This is a genomic window from Sphingomonas sp. KC8, assembly GCF_002151445.1.
In the GTDB taxonomy this organism is placed as follows: domain Bacteria; phylum Pseudomonadota; class Alphaproteobacteria; order Sphingomonadales; family Sphingomonadaceae; genus Sphingomonas_E.
In genome coordinates this window covers 1,737,382-1,761,958 of the sequence record NZ_CP016306.1, presented here as the reverse complement: position 1 = coordinate 1,761,958, position 24,577 = coordinate 1,737,382, and the positions used below count along the sequence as shown (strand labels likewise).

20 protein-coding genes are annotated in these 24,577 nt (G+C 64.4%); 5 read left to right on the top strand and 15 right to left on the bottom strand.

Annotated elements, in window-relative coordinates; translation table 11 throughout:
* Positions 1-27: 27 nt before the first annotated feature.
* Positions 28-2,688 carry an alanine--tRNA ligase gene (gene alaS / locus KC8_RS08300; protein ID WP_010125139.1) on the top strand — a complete coding sequence of 887 codons (2,661 nt, stop codon included), beginning with the start codon at positions 28-30 and terminating at the stop codon, positions 2,686-2,688.
* A gap of 16 nt (positions 2,689-2,704) precedes the next feature.
* Here alaS and KC8_RS08295 read toward each other — a convergent pair whose 3' ends face one another.
* The 6 genes from KC8_RS08295 to KC8_RS08270 form a co-directional block, all read right to left on the bottom strand.
* Positions 2,705-3,109, bottom strand: a complete 405-nt coding sequence (locus KC8_RS08295; RefSeq protein WP_010125140.1) for a RidA family protein — start codon at positions 3,107-3,109, stop codon at positions 2,705-2,707.
* Between the two features lie 27 nt (positions 3,110-3,136).
* Positions 3,137-3,625, bottom strand: coding sequence for a VOC family protein (locus KC8_RS08290; protein ID WP_010125141.1), 489 nt, complete (start codon positions 3,623-3,625; stop codon positions 3,137-3,139).
* A 94-nt stretch (positions 3,626-3,719) separates the two neighbouring features.
* Positions 3,720-5,078: an FAD/NAD(P)-dependent oxidoreductase gene (locus KC8_RS08285; RefSeq protein ID WP_010125142.1), complete on the bottom strand. Its 1,359-nt coding sequence runs from the start codon at positions 5,076-5,078 to the stop codon at positions 3,720-3,722.
* Complete coding sequence (locus tag KC8_RS08280) at positions 5,071-5,364, bottom strand: (2Fe-2S)-binding protein (RefSeq protein ID WP_050805390.1); 294 nt, start codon at positions 5,362-5,364, stop codon at positions 5,071-5,073. The genes KC8_RS08285 and KC8_RS08280 overlap by 8 nt, the downstream gene beginning before the upstream one ends.
* 595 nt (positions 5,365-5,959) lie before the next feature.
* Positions 5,960-7,135: an NAD(P)/FAD-dependent oxidoreductase gene (locus tag KC8_RS08275; RefSeq protein WP_010127590.1), complete on the bottom strand. Its 1,176-nt coding sequence runs from the start codon at positions 7,133-7,135 to the stop codon at positions 5,960-5,962.
* A gap of 6 nt (positions 7,136-7,141) precedes the next feature.
* The gene (locus tag KC8_RS08270; protein WP_010127589.1) at positions 7,142-8,065 is read right to left on the bottom strand and encodes a dihydrodipicolinate synthase family protein; all 924 of its coding nucleotides are present in this window, start codon (positions 8,063-8,065) and stop codon (positions 7,142-7,144) included.
* 193 nt (positions 8,066-8,258) lie between these two features.
* On the opposite strand from KC8_RS08270, the gene KC8_RS08265 reads away from it, so the two are divergent.
* The gene (locus KC8_RS08265) at positions 8,259-9,182 is read left to right on the top strand and encodes a LysR family transcriptional regulator (RefSeq protein WP_010127588.1); all 924 of its coding nucleotides are present in this window, start codon (positions 8,259-8,261) and stop codon (positions 9,180-9,182) included.
* 6 nt (positions 9,183-9,188) lie between these two features.
* Here KC8_RS08265 and KC8_RS08260 read toward each other — a convergent pair whose 3' ends face one another.
* The 5 genes from KC8_RS08260 to KC8_RS08240 all read right to left on the bottom strand — a co-directional run bounded on the left by KC8_RS08260 (position 9,189) and on the right by KC8_RS08240 (position 15,575).
* Positions 9,189-10,643, bottom strand: coding sequence for a sodium:solute symporter family protein (locus KC8_RS08260; RefSeq protein ID WP_050805466.1), 1,455 nt, complete (start codon positions 10,641-10,643; stop codon positions 9,189-9,191).
* Entirely contained in the window at positions 10,640-10,900 is a 261-nt protein-coding gene (locus tag KC8_RS08255) for a DUF3311 domain-containing protein (RefSeq protein ID WP_010127585.1), read from the bottom strand. Before KC8_RS08255 ends, KC8_RS08260 begins: the two co-directional genes overlap by 4 nt.
* Positions 10,897-12,366, bottom strand: a complete 1,470-nt coding sequence (locus KC8_RS08250; protein WP_010127584.1) for an indolepyruvate oxidoreductase subunit beta family protein — start codon at positions 12,364-12,366, stop codon at positions 10,897-10,899. Before KC8_RS08250 ends, KC8_RS08255 begins: the two co-directional genes overlap by 4 nt.
* Before the next feature lie 292 nt (positions 12,367-12,658).
* Positions 12,659-14,782 carry an indolepyruvate ferredoxin oxidoreductase subunit alpha gene (locus KC8_RS08245; RefSeq protein ID WP_010127582.1) on the bottom strand — a complete coding sequence of 708 codons (2,124 nt, stop codon included), beginning with the start codon at positions 14,780-14,782 and terminating at the stop codon, positions 12,659-12,661.
* A 4-nt stretch (positions 14,783-14,786) separates the two neighbouring features.
* The gene (locus KC8_RS08240) at positions 14,787-15,575 is read right to left on the bottom strand and encodes a cyclase family protein (RefSeq protein WP_010127581.1); all 789 of its coding nucleotides are present in this window, start codon (positions 15,573-15,575) and stop codon (positions 14,787-14,789) included.
* Between the two features lie 95 nt (positions 15,576-15,670).
* On the opposite strand from KC8_RS08240, the gene KC8_RS08235 reads away from it, so the two are divergent.
* Positions 15,671-16,162: a MarR family winged helix-turn-helix transcriptional regulator gene (locus KC8_RS08235; RefSeq protein ID WP_010127579.1), complete on the top strand. Its 492-nt coding sequence runs from the start codon at positions 15,671-15,673 to the stop codon at positions 16,160-16,162.
* On the opposite strand, the gene KC8_RS08230 is transcribed toward KC8_RS08235, so the two are convergent.
* The 4 genes from KC8_RS08230 to KC8_RS08215 form a co-directional block, all read right to left on the bottom strand.
* The gene (locus tag KC8_RS08230; RefSeq protein WP_037497163.1) at positions 16,146-17,966 is read right to left on the bottom strand and encodes a DUF885 domain-containing protein; all 1,821 of its coding nucleotides are present in this window, start codon (positions 17,964-17,966) and stop codon (positions 16,146-16,148) included. The two genes, KC8_RS08235 and KC8_RS08230, sit on opposite strands and share 17 nt — an antisense overlap.
* Before the next feature lie 96 nt (positions 17,967-18,062).
* Entirely contained in the window at positions 18,063-20,321 is a 2,259-nt protein-coding gene (locus KC8_RS08225) for a TonB-dependent receptor (protein ID WP_010127576.1), read from the bottom strand.
* A gap of 103 nt (positions 20,322-20,424) precedes the next feature.
* The gene (locus KC8_RS08220; protein WP_029624821.1) at positions 20,425-20,910 is read right to left on the bottom strand and encodes a hypothetical protein; all 486 of its coding nucleotides are present in this window, start codon (positions 20,908-20,910) and stop codon (positions 20,425-20,427) included.
* A 271-nt stretch (positions 20,911-21,181) separates the two neighbouring features.
* Positions 21,182-22,477: an amidohydrolase family protein gene (locus KC8_RS08215; protein ID WP_010127574.1), complete on the bottom strand. Its 1,296-nt coding sequence runs from the start codon at positions 22,475-22,477 to the stop codon at positions 21,182-21,184.
* Positions 22,478-22,507: 30 nt separating this feature from the next.
* On the opposite strand from KC8_RS08215, the gene KC8_RS20080 reads away from it, so the two are divergent.
* Complete coding sequence (locus tag KC8_RS20080; RefSeq protein ID WP_198360974.1) at positions 22,508-22,816, top strand: hypothetical protein; 309 nt, start codon at positions 22,508-22,510, stop codon at positions 22,814-22,816.
* Positions 22,768-24,567 carry a DUF885 domain-containing protein gene (locus KC8_RS08205; RefSeq protein ID WP_010127571.1) on the top strand — a complete coding sequence of 600 codons (1,800 nt, stop codon included), beginning with the start codon at positions 22,768-22,770 and terminating at the stop codon, positions 24,565-24,567. The genes KC8_RS20080 and KC8_RS08205 overlap by 49 nt, the downstream gene beginning before the upstream one ends.
* Positions 24,568-24,577: the final 10 nt, after the last annotated feature.

Genomic DNA, 24,577 nt, shown 5'->3' with positions numbered 1-24,577 from the left:
CGGCGCGCGCTCCACTAAGTCGCGGCCATGACCTCGACCAACGACATCCGCCGCTCCTTCCTCGATTATTTTGGGGGTCAGGGGCACCAGATCGTTCCATCGGCGCCTTTGGTGCCGCACAACGATCCGACGCTGATGTTCGTCAATGCCGGGATGGTGCCGTTCAAGAACGTGTTCACCGGGCTGGAAAAGCGCGGTTATTCCACCGCCACCTCGTCGCAGAAATGCGTCCGCGCCGGCGGCAAGCATAACGATCTCGATAATGTCGGCTATACCGCGCGGCATCATACCTTCTTTGAAATGCTGGGGAATTTTTCCTTCGGCGATTATTTCAAGGAACAGGCGATCACCCATGCGTGGACGCTCTTGACCCGCGATTGGGCGCTGCCGAAGGATCGGCTCACCGTCACCGTCTATCACACCGATGACGAGGCGTTCGATCTGTGGAAGAAGATCGCCGGCCTTCCCGAGAGCCGCATCATTCGCATTCCGACCGCGGATAATTTCTGGTCGATGGGCGATACCGGCCCGTGCGGGCCGTGCTCGGAAATTTTCTACGATCATGGCGATCACATCTTTGGTGGCCCTCCGGGCAGCCCGGATGAGGATGGCGACCGCTTCGTCGAAATCTGGAACCTCGTGTTCATGCAATATGAACAGGTGACGAAGGACGAACGCGTCAATCTGCCGCGTCCGTCGATCGACACCGGCATGGGGCTGGAACGCATCGCCGCCGTGCTGCAGGGCGTTCATGACAATTATGACACCGATACCTTCAAGGCGCTGATCGCGGCATCGGGCGAACTGACGAAAAGCGATACGGGCGGTGCCGCCAAGGCATCGCACCGGGTGATTGCCGATCACTTGCGCGCATCGGGCTTCCTGGTGGCCGATGGCGTGCTGCCGGCGAACGAAGGGCGCGGTTATGTGCTGCGCCGCATCATGCGCCGGGCGATGCGCCACGCGCACCTGCTGGGCGCGGCCGAACCGCTGATGCACCGCCTGGTGCCGGCACTGGTGGCCGAAATGGGCGCGGCTTACCCCGAACTCGTGCGCGCGCAGCCGCTGATCGAAGAAACGCTGAAGCTGGAAGAAACCCGTTTCCGCCAGACGCTCGCCAACGGCCTCAAGCTGCTGGACGAAGCGACCGGATCGATGGCGGCGGGCGAAACCCTGCCGGGGGCCGTGGCCTTCAAGCTTTATGACACCTTCGGCTTCCCTTACGATCTGACCGAAGATGCCCTGCGCGCGCAAGGATATGGCGTCGATCGTGCCGGTTTCGATGCGGCGATGGCCGAACAGAAGGCGGCGGCGCGCGCGGCCTGGAAGGGATCGGGCGAAAAGGCGTCCGACGAAGTGTGGTTCGACATTGCCGAAGAAGCCGGCAGCACCGAATTTACCGGTTACACCAGCAACACCGGCGAAGGCCATGTGATCGCCATCGTCCGCGATGGGCAGCGGGTGAAGGCGGCGCAGACCGGTGACGAGGTGATGATCGTCACCAACCAGACGCCCTTCTACGGCGAAAGCGGCGGCCAGATGGGCGATGTCGGCGAAATGCGCGGCGACGGCGGCTTCTTCGCCACCGTCAGCGATACCGCCAAGCCCCTGGGCCGCATCCACGCCCACAAGGCGGTGATCGAGGGCGGCGAAGTCAAGGTTGGCGATGCCGTGCAGCTGGCGATCGACGTCGAATATCGCGCCCGCGTCCGCGCCAACCATTCGGCCACCCACCTGCTGCACGCGGCGCTGCGCCGGCAGCTTGGCGGCCATGTCACGCAGAAGGGCAGCCTTGTCGCGGCCGAACGCTTCCGCTTCGATTTTTCGCATCCCAAGGCGCTGACGCCGCTGGAGATCGCGGCGATCGAAGCCGAGGTGAACCGCCACATCCGCGAAAATGATGATGTCGCCACCCGCCTGATGACGCCGGATGAAGCGATCAATGCCGGCGCGATGGCGTTGTTCGGCGAAAAATATGGCGATGAAGTCCGCGTCCTGTCGATGGGCCATGCCGACGACAAAAGCTATTCGGTCGAACTGTGCGGCGGCACCCACGTTTCGGCGTTGGGCGATATCGGCCTGTTCAAGATCGTCACCGAAAGCGCGGTTTCATCGGGTGTCCGCCGGATCGAGGCGCTGACCGGCGAGGCCGCCCGTGCCTGGCTGACCGCGCGGGAAGACAAGCTCAAGGAAATTGCCGCCACGCTCAAGACGGCGCCCGACGACGTGCCGGCACGCGTCGCCAGCCTGGTTGAGGAACGCAAGCGGCTCGAACGCGAACTGGCCGATGCGAAGAAGGCGCTGGCGCTGGGCGGTGGCGGGGCGGCCAAGGCGGACGATGCCGGGCCGGAACAGGTTGGCGGCCGCAATTTCGTTGGCCAGGTGATCGAAGGGCTTGATCCCAAGGGGCTGCGCGGATTGGTCGACGATGCCAAGACGCGGATCGGATCGGGCATCGCGGTTCTCGTTGCGGTCAATGAAGGGCGCGGCTCCGTTGCGGTCGGCGTGACCGACGATCTGAAGGGCAGCGTCAGCGCGGTCGATCTCGTCAAGGCGGCGGTGGCGGCCCTTGGCGGGCAGGGCGGCGGTGGCCGGCCCGATATGGCGCAGGGCGGCGGGCCCGATGGCGACAAGGCGCAGGATGCCGTCGCCGCTGTCCGCGCGGCGCTGGAAACCGTGGCGGCCTGACGGCCGCCACCGTCGCTTACCCGACGACCGCGGTCGCTTCGATTTCGATCAGGAAATCGGGCAATGCCAGCGCTGCAACCCCGATGAAGGTGTTCGGCGCGGGTGTCGCATCGCCGTAGAAGGCGGCGATTTCGGGGATCACCACGCCCAGCTTGTCGGGGCTGTGGTTCACCACATAGGTGCGGATGCGCACGATATCGGCGGGCGTCGCCCCGGCTTCGGCCAGCACCGCGTGCAGATTGGCCAGCGCCTGCCGGGTCTGCGCGGCAAGGTCGTTCCCGCCGACGACGGTGCAATCCTTGTCCCACGCCACCTGCCCAGCCAGATGCAGCGTGCGGCCGCCATCTTCGCGCGCGGCATGGGAAAAGCCGTAGCCCAGCGCGTCATACAGCCCGGCGGGATTGATCTTGGTGTTGGCCATGGCAGCCTCCGATAAAAGGGGTTGGGGTCAATCGACGATTTCGAGCGAATGGCCGAACGGATCGCGCATATAGACGTTCTTCTTGCCCGCCAGCGGGCCGGCGTCGATGTGGATCACGTCCATCGCGGTGCAGCCGTGGGCGGTGAGGTACGCGATCGCCTTGTCGACATCGTCGACCTTCAGGCCCAGATGATGCCCGCCGCGATCGCAGTTGCGCGGCAGATCCTGCCGCCGATCGGCCGGCTTGTCATATTGGACGAGCTGGAAGTTCATATTGTCGGTCAGTTTCAGCATGACCAGCGTCAGTTTCGCGCCGGGCACATCGACATGGCTTTCCATCCAGTCGCGGCCATCGGCGCCCACCGGCATTTCGGCGGCGTCCAGCGGCCCCATGCGGAACAGTTCCTCCGCGCCGATCACCCCGCAATAGAAAGCCAGCGCCGCGTCAAGATCGGGCACCGTCCAGGAAATATGGTCGACGGACAGGAAACGGGGCTTTTCGGGCGCGGGTGTCATGGCGAACTCCGGTGGTGGACGCCTTGAATGTGTCGGGCGCGGGCACCGCAGGCAACGCAACGATCTGGCAAAGTTCGTTGCCGCAATCGCAACGTCAGCCCGGTTCCGCCAGATCGCCGGTGGCAACCGGCCGCACCGGGAAACGCTGGGTAAAACCGCCATCGCCGGCACGGCCGAGACGACGCAACAGGGTCGGTTCGCAATTGCGCCCCTGACACGCGCCCATGCCGCAGCGCGTGGCCAGCTTGATCGCATTGGCCGAACCGCCTGTGGCAATGGCCGCATCGATCGTCGCGAACTCCACATCCTCGCACCGGCAGGCCAAGGTATCGGGCGCCGTGGCCGGAAAATAGCCGGTCGGATCGGCCACCCGATCGAGCAGGTCGGCGAACGCCAGCAGGCGGCCATGCCGCCGCCGCGCCGGCCTGGCGCGCCGATCGGCGACGGCGCCGTCGATCAGGCCCAGCGACCGGGCGATGCCGAACCCGGCAATTTCGCCCGCCGCCATCGCCGCCGGCGCCCCGGCAACCCCGGTCGTTTCCCCCGCGACGAACAGCCCGGCCACCGACGATTGCATCCACCCATCGGCTGCGGCCGCCCAGCCACCGGCCCGGCCCGCCGCCCGCACCCGCGCGCCCGCCATGCGCGGCAAGGCCGATTGCGGCACGAAACCGTAGCACAGGCCCAGCGTATCGCAGGCGATTTCCCCGCCGCTGGTGCGCACAGCCGCCACGCGATCGTCGCCCAGCACCGCATCCACCCCCACGCCGAAGCGCACCGGCACGCCCGCGCGGTAAAGCGTCGCAAAAGCCGATGCCGCCGCGCCCATCGTTCCGGCCTGGCCCACCGCCACACGCCCGCGCGCCAGCAGGGCGCGGGCCATCGCCGCCATCGGCTGCGCGAACAGCACGGCGGCCACCGTTCCGCCCGCCGCCACGATCTGCGCTGCGACGAGCAATTGCAGCGGGTGCGTGCCCGCCAGCACGATCCGGTTGCCCGGCACCAGTTGCTGGCTTTTCACGAAGGCCTGAATGCCGCCGGCCGCATAGACGCCGGGCAGGGTCCATCCCGGCAGCGGCACGGCCAGATCCTGACACCCGGTGGCGATCAGCACCCGCGCCGCCGTCAGCCGGCGCAGCCCGTTCGGCCCGCTCGCCTGCACGATAAAACCGTCGTCCGCGCGGGCGATGCCCAGCACGGAATGCCCGCCGGCCCAGGTGACGCCATCCAGCGCCAGGAACCGCGCCAACTGCGCCTTCAGCCCGTCATAGGCCCGGCCCGCGAGCCAATTGCCCACCGCGAACCCGGCCGGCGGCTGGCGCAGGATCTGCCCGCCGGGCCGTGGCTGTTCGTCGACCACGGCGATCGACAGGCCCAGCCCGCCGAGTGCAATGGCCGCCGCTTGCCCCGCCGGCCCGCCGCCGATGATGATCAGGTCGAACGCATCAGCCATGCGTGGCGATCTCCAGCCCGTCGCGGGCTTCGATCAGGCACGCGCGGACCCGCCGGCCGCTGGCGACCAGCGTGACCAGGCATTCGCTGCACGTCCCCATGTTGCAATACAGGCCGCGCGGCGTGCCCCGGCTGTCGCGGCGAAAGACGTGTTCGCCGGCTGCCAGCATCGCTGTCGCCACCGTTTCCCCGGCAAAGGCGGCCACGCGCGCGCCATCGATGATCAGCCCGATCGGCGCGCCGCGTTCCACATTCGATTGGATGCGCATCACTGGCTTACTACCCATTCGTCATGCTGAACCTGTTTCGGCATCCACCTTTCCGCTCCCACCGCCCACGCCCGTCGCACGATGGACCCTGAAACGAGTTCAGGGTGACGACGGAGGGTGTGGTGTGTGCGGTGGCAATGGTGAGGTGGCCCGGCAGGTCTCCTTCTCCGCCCATCATGCTGAACCTGTTTCGGCATCCACCTTTCTGCCGGCACCGACAGCGCCCGTCGCACGATGGACCCTGAAACGAGTTCAGGGTGACGACGGAGGGTGTGGTGTGCGCGGTGGCAATGGTGAGGTGGCCCGGCAGGTTTCCTCCTCCGTCCGTCATGCTGAACCTGTTTCGGCATCCACCTTTCCGCCCGCACCGACAGCGCCCGTCGCACGATGGACCCTGAAACGAGTTCAGGGTGACGACGGAGGGTGTGGTGTGTGCGGTGGCAATGGTGAGGTGGCCCGGCAGGTCTCCTTCTCCGCCCGTCATGCTGAACTTGTTTCAGCATCCATCTCTCCGCCCGCACCGCCCGCGCCCGTCGCACGATAGACCCTGAAACAGGTTCGGGGCGTCGGTGGGATTGGGGGCGCATGTCGTGTTCAGCCGTCATCATCGCCATCACCCCATGAAACTGTTGAGATGTTCGAACCGCGCCGGCGACAGCAGGTCGAGTTCGTCCACCCGTTCGCCGGTGATCGCGCGCGCCAGCAGCCGGGCAAAGGTTGGCCCCAGGGTGAAGGCCGATCCGCCGCCCGCAACGAACAGGCCTGGCATGCGCGGCACCGCGCCGACGATGGGCAATTGATCGGCGCTGATCGCGGTCACGCCGGTCCAGCTGCGGATCAGGTTCAGCCGCCCGACCATCGGCACGGTATCGATCGCGGCGCGCAGATTGCCCGCCAGTGATGCTTCGATCAGCGTGGCCTTGGCCGCCAGATCGAACCCGCCATCGGCCTTTTGCGCCAGCCGCGATGGCCAGCCGCCGCCGATCAGGATGTTGCCGGCGTGGGTTTGCTTCATCGAAAGCCGCCGGCCGACATGCTGGATCAGGTGCGGCACCACGGGCGCTGCCCGTTCGGTCGCATTCATCAGCAGCGCGACCGGATAAAGCGGCATGTGCAGGTTGGCGAGCGCGCAGACATGCGCGGTCCACGCGCCCGCCGCAACCAGCACCCGATCGGCGCGGATCACCGCATCCCCCGCCGCGACGTCGAACCCGCCAGCGCGTTTCGCGATGCCGCGCACCGCCGTGCCGGTCAGGATCGTCGCCCCGGCCGCGCGCGCAGCGGCAGCGAACGCCGGCGTCACGCTGCGCGGATCGGCATGGCCCTCATCGGGCAGATGGCAGGCGGCAAGGATATGGGGCGCAAGATAGGGGGCGATCACCCGCGCGGCATCGCCATCGATCAGCCGGCTCGCCAGCCCTTCGGCCGCCTCGCGCCTGGCCTTGGCTTCAAGCAAGGCGACCTGTTCGGACGTTTCCGCCACCATCAGCCCGCCGTTCATCGCGACGTGCAGATCGGCGCCCAGTTCACCTTCGATCGTCCGCCAGTCGGCCACCGCCAGCCGGTTGAGCGCGACGATGCGCGCCGCCTGATCGGCCAGCGCATCGCCATTTTCGATAAAGCGGCGCTCGATCTGGAAGTGGAGCGACCCGGCATTCTGGCCCGATGCGCCGGCGTTGATGTCGCCGGCTTCGACCAGGGTGACGGCCAGCCCTTTTCCGGCCAGCCGCCATGCGGTGGCGCAGCCTATCAGCCCGCCACCGATGATCAGCACGTCTGTCCGCTTCATGGCGCCCTAGATGCGCCCGAGCGTGACCAAAGTCTCCCTGATTCGCGCGGCATCTTCGGGTGATACGTCCAGCAAAGGCGCGCGCACATGGCCGCCGGGCAACCCTTGCGCGTTCAGGGCCGCTTTCATGATGGCCGGACCCGAACCAAACCGGCCGACCAGATCCTGCGTGTACCACGCATCCAGGATCACCCGATCCTTGGCCCCGCAGGCCCGTGCCGCTTCGATCTCGCCAGCCCATAGATGGTTGTAGAAATCGGGATGGACCCGGCCCAGCACCGCGCCCGCACCCATCGTGCCGTCGCCGCCGCGTGCCTGCAACAAGGCCAGCCCATGTTCGTCCATCGAATGACCGAACACGCGCACCGTATCGTTGAGGGCGAAGAAGGTGCTGACGAACCGGCGCAGATCACCGGTCGATTGCTTGATCGCGACGACATTTTCGATCGCGGCCAGCCGTTCCAGCACCGCCAGCGGCATATCGATGCCCGTGCCCGGTGGCCAGTTGTACACGCAGATCGGCAGGCGCGTTTCGGCGGAAATATCGGCGTAGAAACCGACGATCTCGTCCGCGCTCGGCTTGAAATAAGGGGGCGGGGTGACGAGGATTCCGTCAAACCCGCTGTCGGCGGCATGATCGGCGAAATCGATCACTTCGCGCGCGGTGAAGGCGGTGCAGCCTGCCAGCAATGGCAGCTTGCCGCGCATCTGCTGGCCAACGGCGGTAAACAGGCGCTTGCGTTCCGCCGGTGAAAGGCTGGGCCATTCGCCGGTGGTGCCGGCGATCACCAGTCCGTGCATGCCTTCGCCGTGCAGCCATTCGAGCAGCCGGCCCAGCCCCTTGAGGTCCAGGTCGCGGGCGGCGTCGAACGGTGTCGTGATGGCCGGAATATAGCCGCGCCAATCGACGCGGGATCGCTTGTTCGTCAAAACGCGGACACCCCCAAGAATGCGTGGCCGGCGCGAAATACGAGGCGCCGGTTACCCTGTGTTGCGACGTTCCGGCATTCGCGGCAAGGGCAACGAAAGGCGAATATCATTGCGCATTTTGCAAACATGGCGCAGTTTGTTCGCCAGCAGAGCCTGAACGGCCACAGCAGAACAATCCGGGGAGCACGCGATCATGTGGGATAACGCCCTTCACTATTTCTACGAAGCCGCCAGCCTCGGTTCGATGCGGCTGGCCAGCGACAAGATCGGTGTCGCGGTGTCGTCGATCAGCCGGCAGATCGCCCAGCTGGAAACCGAAATGGGCATCGCGCTGATCGAACGGGGGCGCCGTTCGATCCGGCTTACCGATGCGGGGCGGCTGGCGTTCGAATATCATCGCAACCAGATGTCCGATCGCGAAGCGCTGATGAATCAGTTGCAGGAACTGCGCGAGGTGAAGACCGGGCGGATCGATCTGGCGGTCGGCGAAGGGTTTCTGGGCGCAGCCTTCACCGCGATCATCGATGGGTTTCAGCGGCGCAATCCCGGCATTGCCGTTACCGTGACCAGCGGCACCACCACCGATCTGGTGCGGATGGTGCTGGAGGATGAAGCGCATATCGGCATGATTCTCCACACGACCAACGAACCGAAGATCCGTACGCGGGCAACCGTTTCGCAGCCGCTGATGGTGCTGTGCGCCCCCCGCCACCCGGCCGCCGCCATGCCGTCGCTCACGCTGGCGGATCTGGCCGGGTTCGAATTGTGCCTGCCGCCCAAGGGCTTTCGCATCCGCACGATCCTGAACGACGCCGAAAAGCGCGCGCAGACCTATCTGGAACCGCGGCTGGTGACGACGTCGCTGCAGATGATGCGCGATGCGGCCAAGGCGGGCCGGGCGGTGACGGTGCTGCCGCGCATTTCGGCGCTGACCGAGATCGAGGAAGGTTCGCTGGTCGCCCGTCCCCTGCTGGAGGCCGAACTGGAAGAAAGCACGATCAGCCTGATCCACCGGCTTGGCCGTCAGCTCGATGGCGCGCCGGCGCGGCTGCTCGGTATCCTGGAAGCCAAGCTCAAGACATGGACGAAGGCGGATCAGGCCGTCGAGGCGGCCTGATCCATCTCAGGCGGTGGCCAGGGTGGCCTTCGCCGTTTTCGGCCACAGCGCGCACACGGCGATCGCTACGGCGGCGTCGATCGCCATCGCGATCAGGCCATGGTCCCATTGCGGCAGGATCTGGTTCCACAGCGCCTGCGCCTGCGGCAGCAGCAGCGCGCAATAGCCGGCGACGATCCCGGCGAACACGCCGCCAGCATGCGCGCGCGGCCACAGGAATGCCAGGAACACGCCCGGCGCCAGCATCCCGATCGCGGCATAAGCCGACAGGCCGATCTCGACGAGCGACTTCGATCCGCCCAGCGTCAGCCACACGGCGATCCCGGCGAAGGCGACCATTGATATGCGGGTGATCAGCAGGGTCTGCCGTTCGGACATTGCGGGGCGCAGCGGCAGCACGACGTTGCGGCTGAAAATCGATCCCGCCGTCAGCAGCAGCACCGATCCGGGCACCAGCGCCAGCAGACAGGCGGTGCCGGCGAACAGCCCCACCGCCCAGGCCGGATAGCTGTCCGCCACGAATTGCAGCAGCACGGCGTTGGTGTCGCCGCCCGCCGGTTGCGTGCCCGCCAGCAGCGCGCCGAAACCCAGCAGGATGATGAAGAAATAGGATAGCGAATATAGCGGCTGCCAGATGGCGTTGCGGCGGATCGTCGCTTTGCTGCCGGCAGCAAAGCACAGCTGGAACATGTGCGGCAAAATCCAGTTGCCCAGCGCCACATTGAGCGCGGATGTCATCAGCCAGGTGCTGGACAGGCCGGCGTCGGGTTGCAGGCCGGGGAATTGGCCGATGCCGGGATGGGTGTCCTGCGCCAGCCGGTACACGTCGAGCATCGACGCGGCCCCCACCTTGGACGCGACGGTGGCGCACAGGCCGATGACGATCAGCACCATCAGCACGTCTTTCACCCCGGCGGCGAACGCAGCCGAGCGCAGACCCGCGAAATAAACGAACGCGAGCATCACCGTGGCGGCGATCAGGGCGGCGATCAGCGGCGATACCTCCGGCCCCAGGGTCAGCCGTACGATCAGGCTCAACGCCACGATCTGGATCTGGACATATACGACGAGCGCGGCGATCCCCGATACGCCCACCACCATGCCGAGCCACGTCGCCTTATAGTGGGTCGCGAAGAAATCGGCCTGCGTCACCAGATCATATTTGCGCCCGGCTTCCCAGATGCGCGGCATCAGCCAGTAACCCAGCGTCGCCGACAGCGAGACCGAACAGAACGCCAGATAGGCCGGCGCGCCATAGGCCCATGCAAAGCCCGAAATGCCGAGCACCGCAAAGGTGGTGTAGATTTCGCCGGCGTTCAGAAACCAGAAGATCAGCACGCCGAAACGGCGCCCGCCAACGGCCCATTCCGCCATCGTCTTTGCGCGCGCCTGCCGCTGGCCATAGAGCAATGCGCCGGCCATCGTGCCCAGCACGACGCACAAGGTGAGGGCGAGAATCAATGGAGGTCACCCGTGCGGCGCGTGGCGGCTTCGTCTTCGGGCGGCTCGATCGCGCTGTCGATCCTGAAGACGATGGCGATGATGGTTGACGCGATGACGATCCCCACCATCTGCCACACCATCGGGAAGGGCAGGCCGAACGGCCGCCACGCGATATCGTTGACGACGGGCACCATCGCCACCTGCCAGATGAAAGGCAGCAGCAGCAGCCAGCGATGCGCATAGCTGCGTGGCGCGATCTTGGTATCGTCAGTCATGCAATCGCCCTTTGAATGCCCGTGATCGCCAGCTCTTCGGCCAGCTTGTGTCCCTTGTCATCGGCCAGCGCCGCCGTGCGCAGCCGGGCCAGCCCGTTGGCATCCACGTACGGCAGGTGCGCCATCAGCGTTTCGAAATTGGCGAGGCCGCGTTCGAACGTGTCGCCATAGCCCTTCACCAGCCCCTGCGCGCGCGCCACTTCGGTGGCGAGGGGAAGGTCGCGCGCGGCAGTCTGGCTGATCAGGCCCAGCCAGTCGTCGATCCGTGCCTGTTCTTCGCTGTAGCGCAGCGAAGAACGCCGCATCCGCCGCATGCCCGCCAGCAGGCGCAGCATCAGGAACCAGCGCAGGCTGGTCGTTTCCACATGCCGCCCTTCGCGGAACAATGGCGCCAGCAGCTTCGACAGCCTCGGGCTGCCCAGAATGAAGCGCCCGATTGCCGCCGGCAGCGTTTCGCACACTTCGCGCAGGCGCGGGTGCATATATTCGGTCACGCCGACGATCTGATCGGCCTTGGCGCGCACCTCATGGCGCACCCGATCGAACCGGCTGGCGCGGATCTTGAGGTCGGCCACGCGGATGGTGTCCTCATAACTCATCCACAAGGCCAGGTGCCGCGCGGTTTCCGCCGTCAGCGTCGCATCGCCAAACGCCGCAATCGGCGCCAGACGATCAAGATAGAGGCCGGCATAGGCCGCGTCCTGATAATCGGTCAGCCGGGCCACGCCATGCAGTGCATTGGCTTGCGCGGCCGCCGGCAGCGTCGCCACCCGCGCGGCCAGCGCCCGGCCGGCGGCGGTCGTCGGCTGCGGCAGATCATTTTCGGCGACTGGCGGCAGGCTGTTCTGGCCCGCACCGGCGGCCTGAAATCCGGCGTCGAACCCGCGCAGATTGCTGTCGATCGCGATCCCGCTGGCCCGGATCGCGGCTTCGAACGCCGCGCGCTCGAACGGCAGCGCGCCGCTTCCGGCCAGCGCGCCGAACATGATCGAACTGATCACGCTGCCCGATGCCTCGGTCGTCGCTTCCATGTCGAAGCCGATGAAACGCCGCGCCCGTTCCTCGCACGCCGCCGCGATCCGTTCGCTCGATGCCCGGCCATCGGCCATCGATGCTTTCTCGGAAATCGCGAAGATGCGGTGGGTCGATCCGATCAGGGTGGTGCGGTCCTTGGTCACGAACCCGCGCAAAATCGCCCGGCCGGCTTCCATCAATTCGGATGCGATGACGATATCGACGTCGCCCGGCACCGGCATCAGCGCCAGCACGGGATCAGCGGAGACGGTCAGCGGCACCATTTCCACATAATAGACGGTCGATCCGGTCCGCTGCGCGACACCCGGCACCGATGTGCCCTGCGCGCGCCAGCCGGCATGCTTGGCCAGATCGAGGATCCAGTCGGCCAGGACGCCGCCGCCTTGCCCGCCAAGGGCAAGGATGGCCAGGGTGATGCGTTGCCGGGTCATTGGGCCACGACCTTTCCGATAATTCCATCGTCACCCTGAACTTGTTTCAGGGGCCACCGTGCGACAGGCGCGGACGGCGCGTGCGGAAGGATGGATGCTGAAACAAGTTCAGCATGACGGGTGGGGGAGTAGGGGGGGCGCACCACGTCACTATTGTCGCCACACCCCTCATCGTCACCCTGAACTTGTTTCAGGGGCCATCGTGCGACAGGCGCGGACGGCGCGTGCGGAAGGATGGATGCTGAAACAAGTTCAGCATGACGGGTGTTTGTGGTGTGCCGAGCCGGCATCATCAAAACGCCCTCATCGCGCGCGCCGCGTCCATCCGCCGCTGCATCCACCCGATCACCGCGCCGTTCAGCCGCTGCTTCACCCGATCCCACCGGCTGGGGTTGGTCACGATGCTGGCGCGGTAGAAACTCGGGCACAGCACGGCGGCATGGCTCGCCTCGCCGCACAGGCCGCAGCCGACACAGCTATTGTCGACATGGGCAATGGGATCGCGCCGCAGCGGATCGGGGTTGGGCTTGATCGTCAGCGACGGGCAGCCGGACAGGCGGATGCAGCTATGGTCGCCCGTGCAGGTATCGGGATCGACGCCGAACCGTTCACGCACCACGCGTTTGCCGGCCTTCATCGCCTTTGCCAGCACCGGCTTTTCGCGGCGCTGCTTGTTCAGCATGCATTCCGATGATGCGACGATGACCTTGGGGCCTTTGGTGTCGGTCGTCAGCGCTTCCTCCAGCGTGTCGCGCATCCGTTTGATGTCGTAGGTCCGGTCGATCGTCCGCACCCAATCCGCGCCCACGCCGCGCACCGCGCGTTCGATCGGGTGGTTGGTCGTGCGCACCGGATTGGTCGCGCGGGACGACAAGATATCCTGCCCGCCCGTCGCCGCCGAATAGCCATTGTCGACGATCAGGGTGACGGTATCGTCCTTGTTGAACACCGCATTGCCGATGCCGGACGTCAGCCCGTTATGCCAGAAACCGCCATCGCCCATGATCGCGATCGCGCGCTTGCCATCGGGGCGAAACGCCGATGCCCCCGCCGGTCCCAGCCCATAGCCCATCGTCGTATTGCCGATGCTGAACGGCGGCAGGATGGAAAACAGGTGGCAGCCGATATCGGCGGATACATGGCTTGGCCCCAGTTCGCGTTCGACCAGCTTCATCGCGGTGAAGATCGGCCGTTCGGGGCAGCCGGTGCAGAAGCCCGCCGGGCGTTGGGGAATTTCCTGCGGCGTCACATTGGGGGCGGGCAGCGCGGCTTCGGCGGGCGCGATCGCCGGCGCCCACTGCCGCAAGAACTGCGCGACGCCATCGCGCAGCACCGCGCCCGAATATTCGCCAGCGCGTGGCAGCACATCCTTGCCGATGATCCGTGTCTGGATATCGGCCTTGCGTAGCATTGTGTTCAGTTCATGTTCGATGAATTCGGGCTGGCCCTCCTCGACGATCAGCACCGCCGATTTACCCCGGCAGAATGCGGCCACCTCTTCCGGAATCAGCGGATAGGTGACGTTCAGGCAATAGATTGGCAGTTCCGCATGGCCGTCGGCATCCGAAAGCCCAATCAGTTCCAGCGCGCGGTTCAGCGTGTTGAACAGCCCGCCCTGCACGATGATGCCGATATCGCCCGCCGCCGGGCCGAAGCGTTCGTTCAACCTGCGATCGCGCACGAATTGCACCGCTGCCGGCCAACGGCGTTCGATCTTTTCAATTTCATGCAGGAAGTTGGCGGGCGGCAGCACGATCCGGTCGGTATCGCGGCGCGGGCTGTTGGCCGCATCCCCCACTGTCATCGGCGGGCGCACATTGTCTTTCGCGGTGAAGCTGCCGGTGACGTGGCAGGCGCGCACCCGCAATTCCAGCATGACCGGCGTGTTCGACGCCTCCGACAGCTGGAACCCTTTTTCCACCATGTCGACGATGCTGGTCAGGTTGGGGCGCGGATCGAGCAGCCACATCTGCGATTTCATGGCGAACGCGTGGGTGCGTTCCTGCATGATCGACGAGCCTTCGCCATAATCCTCGCCGACGATGATCAGCGCACCGCCCGTCACCCCGCCCGATGCCACGTTCGACAGGGCATCCGACGCCACATTGGTGCCGACCACCGATTTCCACGCGACGGCGCCGCGCAACGGGTAGTTCACCGATGCCGCCAGCATCGCGGCGGCGGTTGCCTCGCTCGCGCTCGTTTCGAAATGGACGCCCAGTTCGCGCAGCAAGGGATCGGCGTCGGCGAAAACGTCCATCAAATGGCTGATCGGCGATCCCTGATAGCCGCCGATATAGGCGACGCCGGCCTGCAACAGCCCCTTGGTGACGGCCAGGATGCCCTCGCCTTCGAACGTCTCGCCCGCGCCGATGCGCAGCTTTTCGACTTCCTTCTTGAATGACCGCTCAGCCATCGGTTCAGCCCGCGACGAGCGCGAGCACGCGCAACGGGCTGCCCGAACCGCCCTTGATCTTCAGCGGCGCGGCCACGATCACCGCACCCGTCGCCGGCAGCAGATCCAGATTTTCCAGGCATTGCAGGCCGTAGCGCCCGGCCGCGTGGAACAAAGTGTGCGCGGGGTAGGGCGGGGTCAGCAGATGGGCTTGCCCTGCATCGGTGCCGATCGTCTCCACCCCCAGTCCGTGCGCGTCGCGCTGGTCGACCAGGAATTGCACGGCCTCGGTCGATGGTCCGGGCGTGTGTGCGCCATCCTCGCGGCGGTTGGTGTAATCGTCCACCGAACGCTTCGACCAGTCGGTGCGCAGCAGCACCCAGTGGCGCGGGGGAATGCGGCCATGCTGGGCTTCCCAGGCCTCGATATCGGCCACGGTCAGCAGATAATCGGGATCAGCGGCGCATTTGTCCGCGATGTCGATCACCACGGCGGGGGCGACGAAATCGGCGGGCGGGGCGGTATCGACCGCGTTATGGGGCAGATCCTTGCCCGTCACCCAGTGGATCGGCGCGTCGAAATGCGTGCCGGTATGTTCGCTGACGGTGAAGTTGTTCCAGTACCAGGCGACGCCGCGATCGTCGTAGCGGCTGATCTCTTCCACCACGAAGGGCGAACATTGGCCGAATTCCGGGGGCAGCACCAAGGTCGGCGTGTCGGGGGACAGCGTCTGCGTCAGGTCCACCGTGCGGATCGCGCCGCCGGCGATGCCCTGCGCGAGGGCGGTGAGGATCTGGCTTGCGTCGCTGCCCATGCTCGTCTCTCCAATATTTGTGCGGGTCAGAATGTCATATTAACTTGCATATGCAACCATTATATCGTTGCCTGCGCCGCAAGAGAGGGAACGAAATGGGTATCAAGCAGAGTGACAACCGCAAGCTCGGCGATCCGGGCACTGCCGACTTCCAGCTCGACAAATATCCCTTCTACCTGCTCAACCGCGCGGTCAGCCGCTACAACCGCCTGATCGAAACCCGCCTGCGCGCGATCGCGATCGACGTTCCCACCTGGCGCGTGCTGATGATCCTTGGCGAAATGGCCCCGCGCAGCATCGGCAACATCGCCGAATCCGCGGTGATCAACCTGTCGACGATGATGCGGATCATCGAACGGATGCGAAACGCGGGCCTCGTCGCCACCGCACCCAATCCTGATGACGCCCGCGTCACCGATGTCTTCCTGGCGCCAGCCGGCGAAGAAAAGCTGGCCAGCGCCCGCACCATCACAGCACCGGTCTATGCCCGTCTGATCCACGGTTTTTCCCCGCGCGATTTCGATCGGCTGGTGGCGCTGCTCGACAAATTACAGGGCAATCTCGACATGATCAGCGGGGCGGAGTAGCCGCCCAGTCGGCCGTCGCCTTCTCCAGCACCGCCAGCGGCACCGGCCCCGATTCCAGCACGAGATCGTGGAACTGGCGCACGTCGAAGGCCGGCCCCATCGCCTTGCGCGCCGCTTCCCGCGCCGCGACGATGCGGTTGGCGCCCACCTTGAAACTGCACGCCTGCCCCGGATAGACGGCGTAGCGGGTCACTTCGCGCTCGGTTGCCAGCGGTTGTTCGCCGGCATTTTCGACCATCCACCGCACCGCCTGATCCTTGGTCCAGCGTTCATGGTGGATGCCGGTATCGACCACGATCCGCGCCGCGCGGAACAGTTCGGACTGGAGATAGCCGATCCGCCCGAACGGATCATTTTCGAAGACGCCCAGTTCATCCGCCACCTGCTGCGCATAAAGCGCCCACCCTTCGGTATAGGCCGAAAAGCGGACCATCTTGCGGAACAGTGGCATTTCCGGCGCATGGGCCAGCACGCTGTACTGGAAGTGATGGCCGGGCACGCCTTCGTGGTGCGTCAGCGTCGGCAGCCGCCAGGTGGCATGTTCCGCCGGGTCTTTCAGGTTGAGCGAATAGATGCCCGGCTGGCCGGGCGCGCCTTCGGCATAGAAGGCACCGGGTGCGCCCGCCTCGATCGCCGGCGGGATGCGCCGAACGACGATCGGATTGACCGAAACATTGCCGAACGCCTGCGGCAGCCGCCCGATCACATTTTTCAGATGCCCTTCGGCCAGCGCGATCAGTTTGGCCCGCCCGGCATCATCGTCGGAAACCAGGAAGCGGGGGTCCTTGTTCAGCGCCGCGATACGCTGACCGACACTGCCGTGGCTCATCCCTTGCGCCTTCAGCAGCGTGTCGATCTCGGCGATCAGTTCGCGGCATTGGGCAAGGCCCACTTTGTGCAGGTCGCCCGGTGCGATCGCGGCCGTCGTGTTCGATCGGACAGCCGCCGCATAATAAGCGTCGCCATCGGGCAGGCGCCACACGCCGGCGGTATCGACGGCCTTGGGGGCCACGGCTTCCAGCGCGGCGATCTGGCGGGAAAGGGCCGGGGCGATACGGTCGCGGAAGATCGCGGTTGCGCGTGGGGCATAGTCGCCAAGGCCTTTGGCCGAGATCCGCGAAAGCGCAGGCGCGATCAATGCCGATTGCAATGGGGCGCCGTCGCGCAGCCCTTTGATCTGGGCGATCGTCTTTTGGATGACGAAGTTGGGCGGGATGACGCCGATGCCCGCGTCATGACGGATGCGATCGCTTTCCTGATCGAGTGCGGTGGCCAGCGCGACAAGGCGGGACAGCCACGCGTCGGCATCTGCCTTGGTTTCGATCGGATGGCGGCTGCCGATGAAATCGGGCAACCAGTAATAAGCGCCGTTCATCTGGCTGACGACATAGGGGCTGGGGCGCAGATTGCCGTCGACATAGCCGTAGCGGCCGAGAAGATCGGCAAACGTGTCATAGACGAAGCCGGCAACGTCATAATCAAGCGCGGCACGCGGGCCGAGCGCCGCGCGATCGATGCGGCCGAGATCGGCGCGGGCCAGCGCGATTGCGGCCTTGTCACCTGCGAGGGCGGCAAGCGAACGATCGTCGAGACGCGCCCGAAGCCCGGCATTCGCGCCGACGTCATAATTGTTGGCGGTCGCCTCTTCGGGCGAACGGCGGAGATAGGCGTCGGCATGGCGTTGGAGCATGGCGTTCAGCGCAGCGTCGCTTGAGCCGAGGGCGAATGCGGCCCGCGGTCCGCCGACGATCCCGAACAATGCCCCGGTCGCCGAGGCCTCAAGAAAACGGCGACGGTTGATCATGGCATTCTCCGGCATATCAGGTGGACGCCCTTCGGAAAGGCGTTCGAAAGGAAAGGGAAGGGCGGCCCCATACGGGACCGCCCAACAAGGGACTCGTTAGAACTTGTATCCGACGTTCACGCCGATGCGGCGATAGGACGGTTCAACCTGAACGCCCGAGTAGAACGCCTTGTCATAGGCGTTGGCGTAGTATTTTTCCTTGAACAGGTTTTCGACGTAGAACGTAACGTTGAAGTTTTCTTCTTCGACGCCGAGGCGCAGGTTCACGTTGTGGTAGCTTGGCGCCCAGAACGGCGAGTCCGCATAGAGATAGCCGAAGGGGTGCGACAGCGTACGGCTGCGATAGTTCCATTCGATGCGGCCAAAGGCATCGAAACGATCCGTGATCGGCTGGGTGTATTGGGTCTGGGCGCCAAATGTCCACTTGGGCGCGTTCACCAGCTGACGCCCGGAAATGTTCAGCGTCGTTCCGTTGATGAGTGCGTTCGGATAATCCTTGAACTTGGTATTGTTGTAGCCAATCTGGCCCGACAAGCTCCATTGCGTCGTGATCTTCGCATCGAAGCTGCCTTCGACGCCGTAGCTTTCAGCCGATGCCGCATTGGCGATGCCGCTGATGCTGCGGAACTGGCCGTTATCATTATACTGGAAATTGACCGTCTGCTGGACGTTCTTCCAATTCATGTAAAAGCCGGTGATATCGACGCGAACGCGCCGGTCGAACAGATCGAACTTGGTGCCAAGTTCATAGTTCCACAGCGTTTCCGGATCGAATTCGTTGCGCAGGAAACCGTTCGAGCTGGTTTGGGTGCCGCCCGACTTGAAGCCACGCGATGCCGTCGCGAAGACCAGCCAGTTCGGGTTGGCCTTGTAGCTGAGCGTGAACTTTGGCGAAATGTCTTCGAAATCGGCCGAGCGATCGTTGACGTCGGTGACAGCCGCGTTCGAACGGACAACCGAGTCATTGCGCGTCTTTTCCCACGAATATCGGATACCCGCGGTGAAGGACAGACGATCGGTGAAGTTCAGCGTTCCCTGACCGAACAGCGCGAAATAACGGGTCGCGCTCTTGGAATCGAGACCGGTGACTTCCAGCCCTTCGCACGGCAAACCGCCAGGGCAGGCGAAGGTGATTTCCGAACCGTTGAAGGTGCTCTGGTCGGTGACGCCGGAGTCCTTGCCGTATGCGGTGCCGATGCTCCAATCGAGGAAGTTCTTGCCATTCGATTGCAGGCGAACTTCGCCGCTGGTCGATTTGCGGGTGAGCTTCAGATCTTCGTAAAAGAAGTCGCGGCTGCCGCCATCGACGTCGCCATAGTTGAAGACATCAGCCTTCAGATGGCCAACCACGGCGGTCAGTGTCGCGACATCGAGATCCCACTGCAGGCGCGACGTCATATAATCATATTTGGTGCCGACGCTCTGTGGACGATTGAAGTTCACGCGATTGTCGTTTTCGGGGAAAAAGCCCACACCATCGGGATCGCCGACATAGCCGGCGGGCAAGCCGTAATAGGCACCGGCCCAGGTGCGGGTGACGAACCCGGTCGGCACGCCGGCGCGCATGCCCAGCGTTTCCTTCGAATAGTTGTAGAGGAAATCCCAGGTGATGGCGTCGGTTGGCGTGAAACGGGCCTGGATACGGCCGGTGTAGAATTTGCTGTCGTTGCCGCCGCCGATCGGGTTGATATTCTTGATGTTGCCGTCGGACTTTTCATACTGGCCCGACGCGCGAACGGCGAGGATGCCATCGATGATCGGTACGTTCAGCGCGCCCTGCACACGCTTCGTATCGAAGCTCGAATAATCGAGCGCGAGTTCGCCCTCGAACTGGTTGACCGGCTTCTTGGTGCTGACGTTGATGGCGCCACCGACCGAGTTGCGGCCGAAATAGGTGCCCTGCGGACCGCGCAGAATTTCGACCCGTTCCAGATCGACGATCTGCGGGTTGCTGGTGGCCGCCGAAATGTTGAAATCGTCGATATAAAGCGCGGAGGTAGCCTGACGCACGTCGGCATAGGGGTTCAGCTGGTTGGAGATACCGCGGATCGCCAGATCCTTGCGGTCGCGCGAGCCGTTGGACTGGAAGCTGACGTTTGGCGTCAGCGCGAAATAATCCTCGACGCTCTGGACGTTCTGCTTCTTGAGCGTATCCGCCGTGACGGCGGTGATGGCGATCGGCACGTTCTGGATCGATTCCGAACGGCGCTGTGCCGTGACGATGATATCGTCCGGATTGGCGGCGCCAGCTTCCTGGGCGGCCGCCGGTGTAGCCGCGATGCCCGCCGCCAACGCGATCAGTGCGGTCCGCCCGATAAAGCGGTTCGCGCCGTTAAATTTGGATGCACCCGTCATAGTTTCAAAATCCCCTTCGTACGCCCCGGAGACTGCTCCGTTGGCACCGTGTTCCTCATGTGTTTTGTGGGAGGCGTTCTGCCTGGAACGCCGCCTTATTTGTTCATTTGGTCCAGCATTGCGGATCGAGCGGTTCCTTCGCCGGATCCAGCGTATGGCGAACGAGGACGATCGACGCGATCTTGCCACCGCGCAGCACCGCGTGACCGGCGGCGAGCGCGCAACCCACCTGGCCATCGCGACGTGAACGGATCACGTGGTAATTATAGATGAGGCCATCCTTTTCGAAGACCTCCTTGAACGGAACGACGATTTCGACATCGCTGCCGCTGGCCTGAATTTTCTGAAAATGCGTCGCCCATTGGTCGACGCCATTGATCACGGTGCGGCCTTCCAGCACCAGCGTTGCATCCGGCGTGAAGTGGCGGGCGAAATTTTCCGGGGTGTAGGCGCCCGGAGTCTTGAATGCCTGGTTCCACCAGATGAACATCTTTGAAAGCGCATCGGTTGCAGGCTTTTCGGCTTGCGCAGGAGCAATGAGGCCGAATGCGGCCACGGCTGCGCAAGCAAGAACGGTAAGCTTTCTCATGATCGCAAGCCCCCTCAATATCATGACCCAGACCGCTTGGTGCGGCGTCTTGTTGGAGGGAGTGTCGATCAGTTACAGTGTTGTTGCAACGGCATTACAAAGTCGAGATCATTGCGTGAAACGCAAATAAGCGCAGGTGCGTTGTTCCGGCCTGCCGCGATGCGGCTCCATGTTGCGAACGCAGCGAAAGCCACCCCGAATATGGCATCGCCGCCGCGACACGGGGGTCACGGCGGCGAATTGTTTCACGCGGGTCGGCCAGGTGCTGCTGTCAGCGATCGATCCGCGCCGGATCGCTGTCGTCGCGATAGATCGTCCCGCCTTTCATGACGAAGCCGATGCCGCGCAATGCGCTGATATTCTTCGTCGGATCGGCCGGCATGGCGACGATGTCGGCGTACTGGCCGGCCCGAATGCGGCCGACATCCTTGTCGAGGCCAAGCATCCGCGCTGGTTGGATGGTCGCGGCCTGCAAGGCTTGCAGCGATGTCATCCCGGCTTTCACGTAAAGTTCGGCCTCGGCCACGGTGGCCGTGGTGCCATCATTGGGTTCGTAGGGGAATTGATCGGTGCCGAGCGCGACGTTGATCCCCATTTTGACGGCCTTTTGCATCATCGCCCAATGATCTTTCCCCGTGGATGCGACGCGATCGAGATACCAGTCGGGCGAGCCGATCTTCTTGTAGAATTCATAAGCGCCGGGTTGGCTGACGACCATCGTCGGCACCAGCCAAACGCCCTTGGCCTTCATCTGCTTCAGCACCTCATCGTTGAGGTGATAGCCATGTTCGAAGCAATCGATGCCAAATTTCAGGGCCTGAAGCGCTGCTTCGGTGGAGCCGTTATGCGCCGTCACCTTGACGCCGTTGCGATGGGCGACTTCGATCAGTGTCGACAATTCATCGTCGGTCATCGGCGCGGCGGAGATGCTGCCATGGGTATCGGAAATGCCACCGGAAATGGCGATCTTGATCCAGCTGGCGCCGCGCTTGATCTGCGTGCGGGCGGCTTTTGAAAATTCGGGGGCGCCATCGACTTCGAGGAACCCATGGCCACCAGTGGGTACGATCAACTCGCCGGCGGATTCGATGCGTGGCCCGACAGCCTGGCCCGCAGCGATGGCGCGCTTCAATGCGAAGTCGATCCCATGATCTTCGGCCGTCAGCCGCACTGTCGTCACCCCGGCCGCCAAGGTCAGGCGCGCGTTGTTCGCCATGCGCAGGGCTTGTTCGGCGTCGGTTTCGTTGATCAGTTCGTTGCCGTTCTTGCCCGGCAACTTGAGACCGAAATGGACGTGCATGTTCATCAGGCCGGGGGCAAGCCATTTGCCGTCCATCGGCACAACCCGTGCGCCGGCCGGCACCGTAACCGAGGCGGCAGGGCCGACCTGGACGATCCGTTCGCCTTCGATCAGCACGGTTGCGTTGGTAATGGGCGCGCCGCCGTCGATCGCGACGACGTTCCCGCCGACAAGAGCGGTGACGGGCTTGGCCGGGGTCTGCGCGAACGCGGACGCCGCAAACGCAACCGACGCCGCCAGTGCGATGGTGAAACGCGAATATTTCATGCTGACCCCTCAGATAGGACGCGCCGGAAGGTGGACCCCGATGGCGATTACGGGATGAATATTGGCGGAATGCGGCTGTGCGGCACAATGCGCAAGCGTCCGCGATATCATTGCGGCAAATGCAACATATCTGACATAATGTTCCGTATTGAACAAGAAACTCCCCGAATTGCGTGTGAATCCGCGCTTGAAGACGCGCATCCCGACACCGCAATGGTGTGGCCGTTCGGATTGCATTTTCCTTCTTCTCCAGCAGGATTGGCCGGAAAGCACTTAAAAGGACGAGCGATATGCGCGACGATCAATCCGGTTTTTCGCGACGGCACGCGCTGGGGCTGATGGCGGCGAGTGCCGCCGTGCCATTCGCGCCGGCCATTGCGCGGGGTGAGGATAGTTCGGCGCGGTTGCGCACGCTGCTGGAGGCGAGCGAGGCGGCCGATGCAGCACTTGACCCACTGGCGACGGCCGGCAAGGGCGGGCCGATCTTTGTCGATCCGCTGAGCGATTTTTACGCGACGACGTTGCGCGCGAACAAAACCGGCGAACTGGCGACCCTTGGCACCATAGACCGGAATGCGCTGCCGCCGGCGGATCAAATCGCTTACGACGTATTCGATTATCGGACGCGACAGACGCTGGAACTGTTCGAAAGCGGCCTGTTCGAAGTCCAGCGCAAGGCGCCGCTGGATGCGTCGTTCGGATTACAGGTGGAGCTGCCTGATTTCGTTTCGGGTGCGGGCGCCCCTTTTGCCACCGTCAAGGATTATGAAGACGGGCTGAAGCGGCTCGAAGGGTTTGCCGGTTTTCTGGATAACAGCATCGCGCGATTGCGGCTGGGGCTGGCCGAGGGATATGTTCAGCCCAAGGTGATCGTGGCGAACGTGATCGCGCAGGTCGATGCGATGCTGGCCTTGCCGCTGGAAGACAGCCCATTCTATGCGGCGGTCAAGCGGATGCCGGATGCGATGTCGGCTGCGGACAGGGCACGGCTTACCGCCGCCTATCGCACGGTGATCGCGGATCGCGTCTATCCGGGCTATCGCTTGTGGCAGCGATATTTGCGCGACACCTATCTGCCGGCGGCGACCGACGCGCCGGGGCGCTGGGCGATGAAGGATGGCGCGGCGCTGTACGCCCGCGATCTCGCGCGCCATACAACGACGCAGCGTTCGGCTGACGACATCCATATGTTGGGTTTGAGCGAGGTGGCGCGCATTCGCGGCGAGATGGAGGCCGTGCGCGCGAAGGTCGGCTTCAAAGGCGATCTGAAGGCTTTTTTCGAACATGTCCGCACCGATCCGCAATATTATTATACCAAGCCGGATGAGCTTCTGGCGCGTTTCAAGGCGATCGAAGCGAAGATATGGCCGGCCATCCCAACGCTGTTCCACGATCGGCCGAAGGCGCCGTTCGAGGTGCGTCCGTTACCCGCACTCGGCGATCAGCGGGGCACCGGCTATTATCGTCCGGGCGCACCGGATGGCGTTTCACCGGGTATCCTGTTTTTCAACATGTCGATGCTGAACACCCGGCCAATTCCGACGCTGGAGACGCTGACACTGCATGAAGGCATTCCGGGCCATCATTTCCAGCTGACCCTGGCGCGCGAAAATACCGCCTTGCCGCCGCTGCTGCGCAATGGCGCGTCCACGGCCTATACCGAGGGGTGGGGGCTGTACGCGGAATCGCTGGGGCGGGAACTGGGGATGTTCGGTGATCCGATGCAGTGGTTCGGCCATCTCGATATGGAAATGCTGCGCGCTGTGCGGCTGGTGGTCGACACCGGCATCCACGCCAAGCAGTGGGGCCGTCAGCAGGCGATTGATTATATGCTGGCCAACACATCGATGGCGCCGCGCGATGTGGCGGTCGAGATAGACCGGTATATTTCCTATCCGGGCCAGGCCTGCGCCTACAAGATCGGCGAGCTGAAGTTTCGCGAACTGCGCGAACGGGCAACGAAGGCGCTGGGACCACGCTTTGACGTGCGCGACTATCACCATCAGGTGCTGGATACCGGCGCGCTGCCGATGGCGGTGCTGGAAGCGAAGGTGGATCGGTGGATCAAGGCTGGCGGCGGGTGGGGTTGATCCCCCCGTC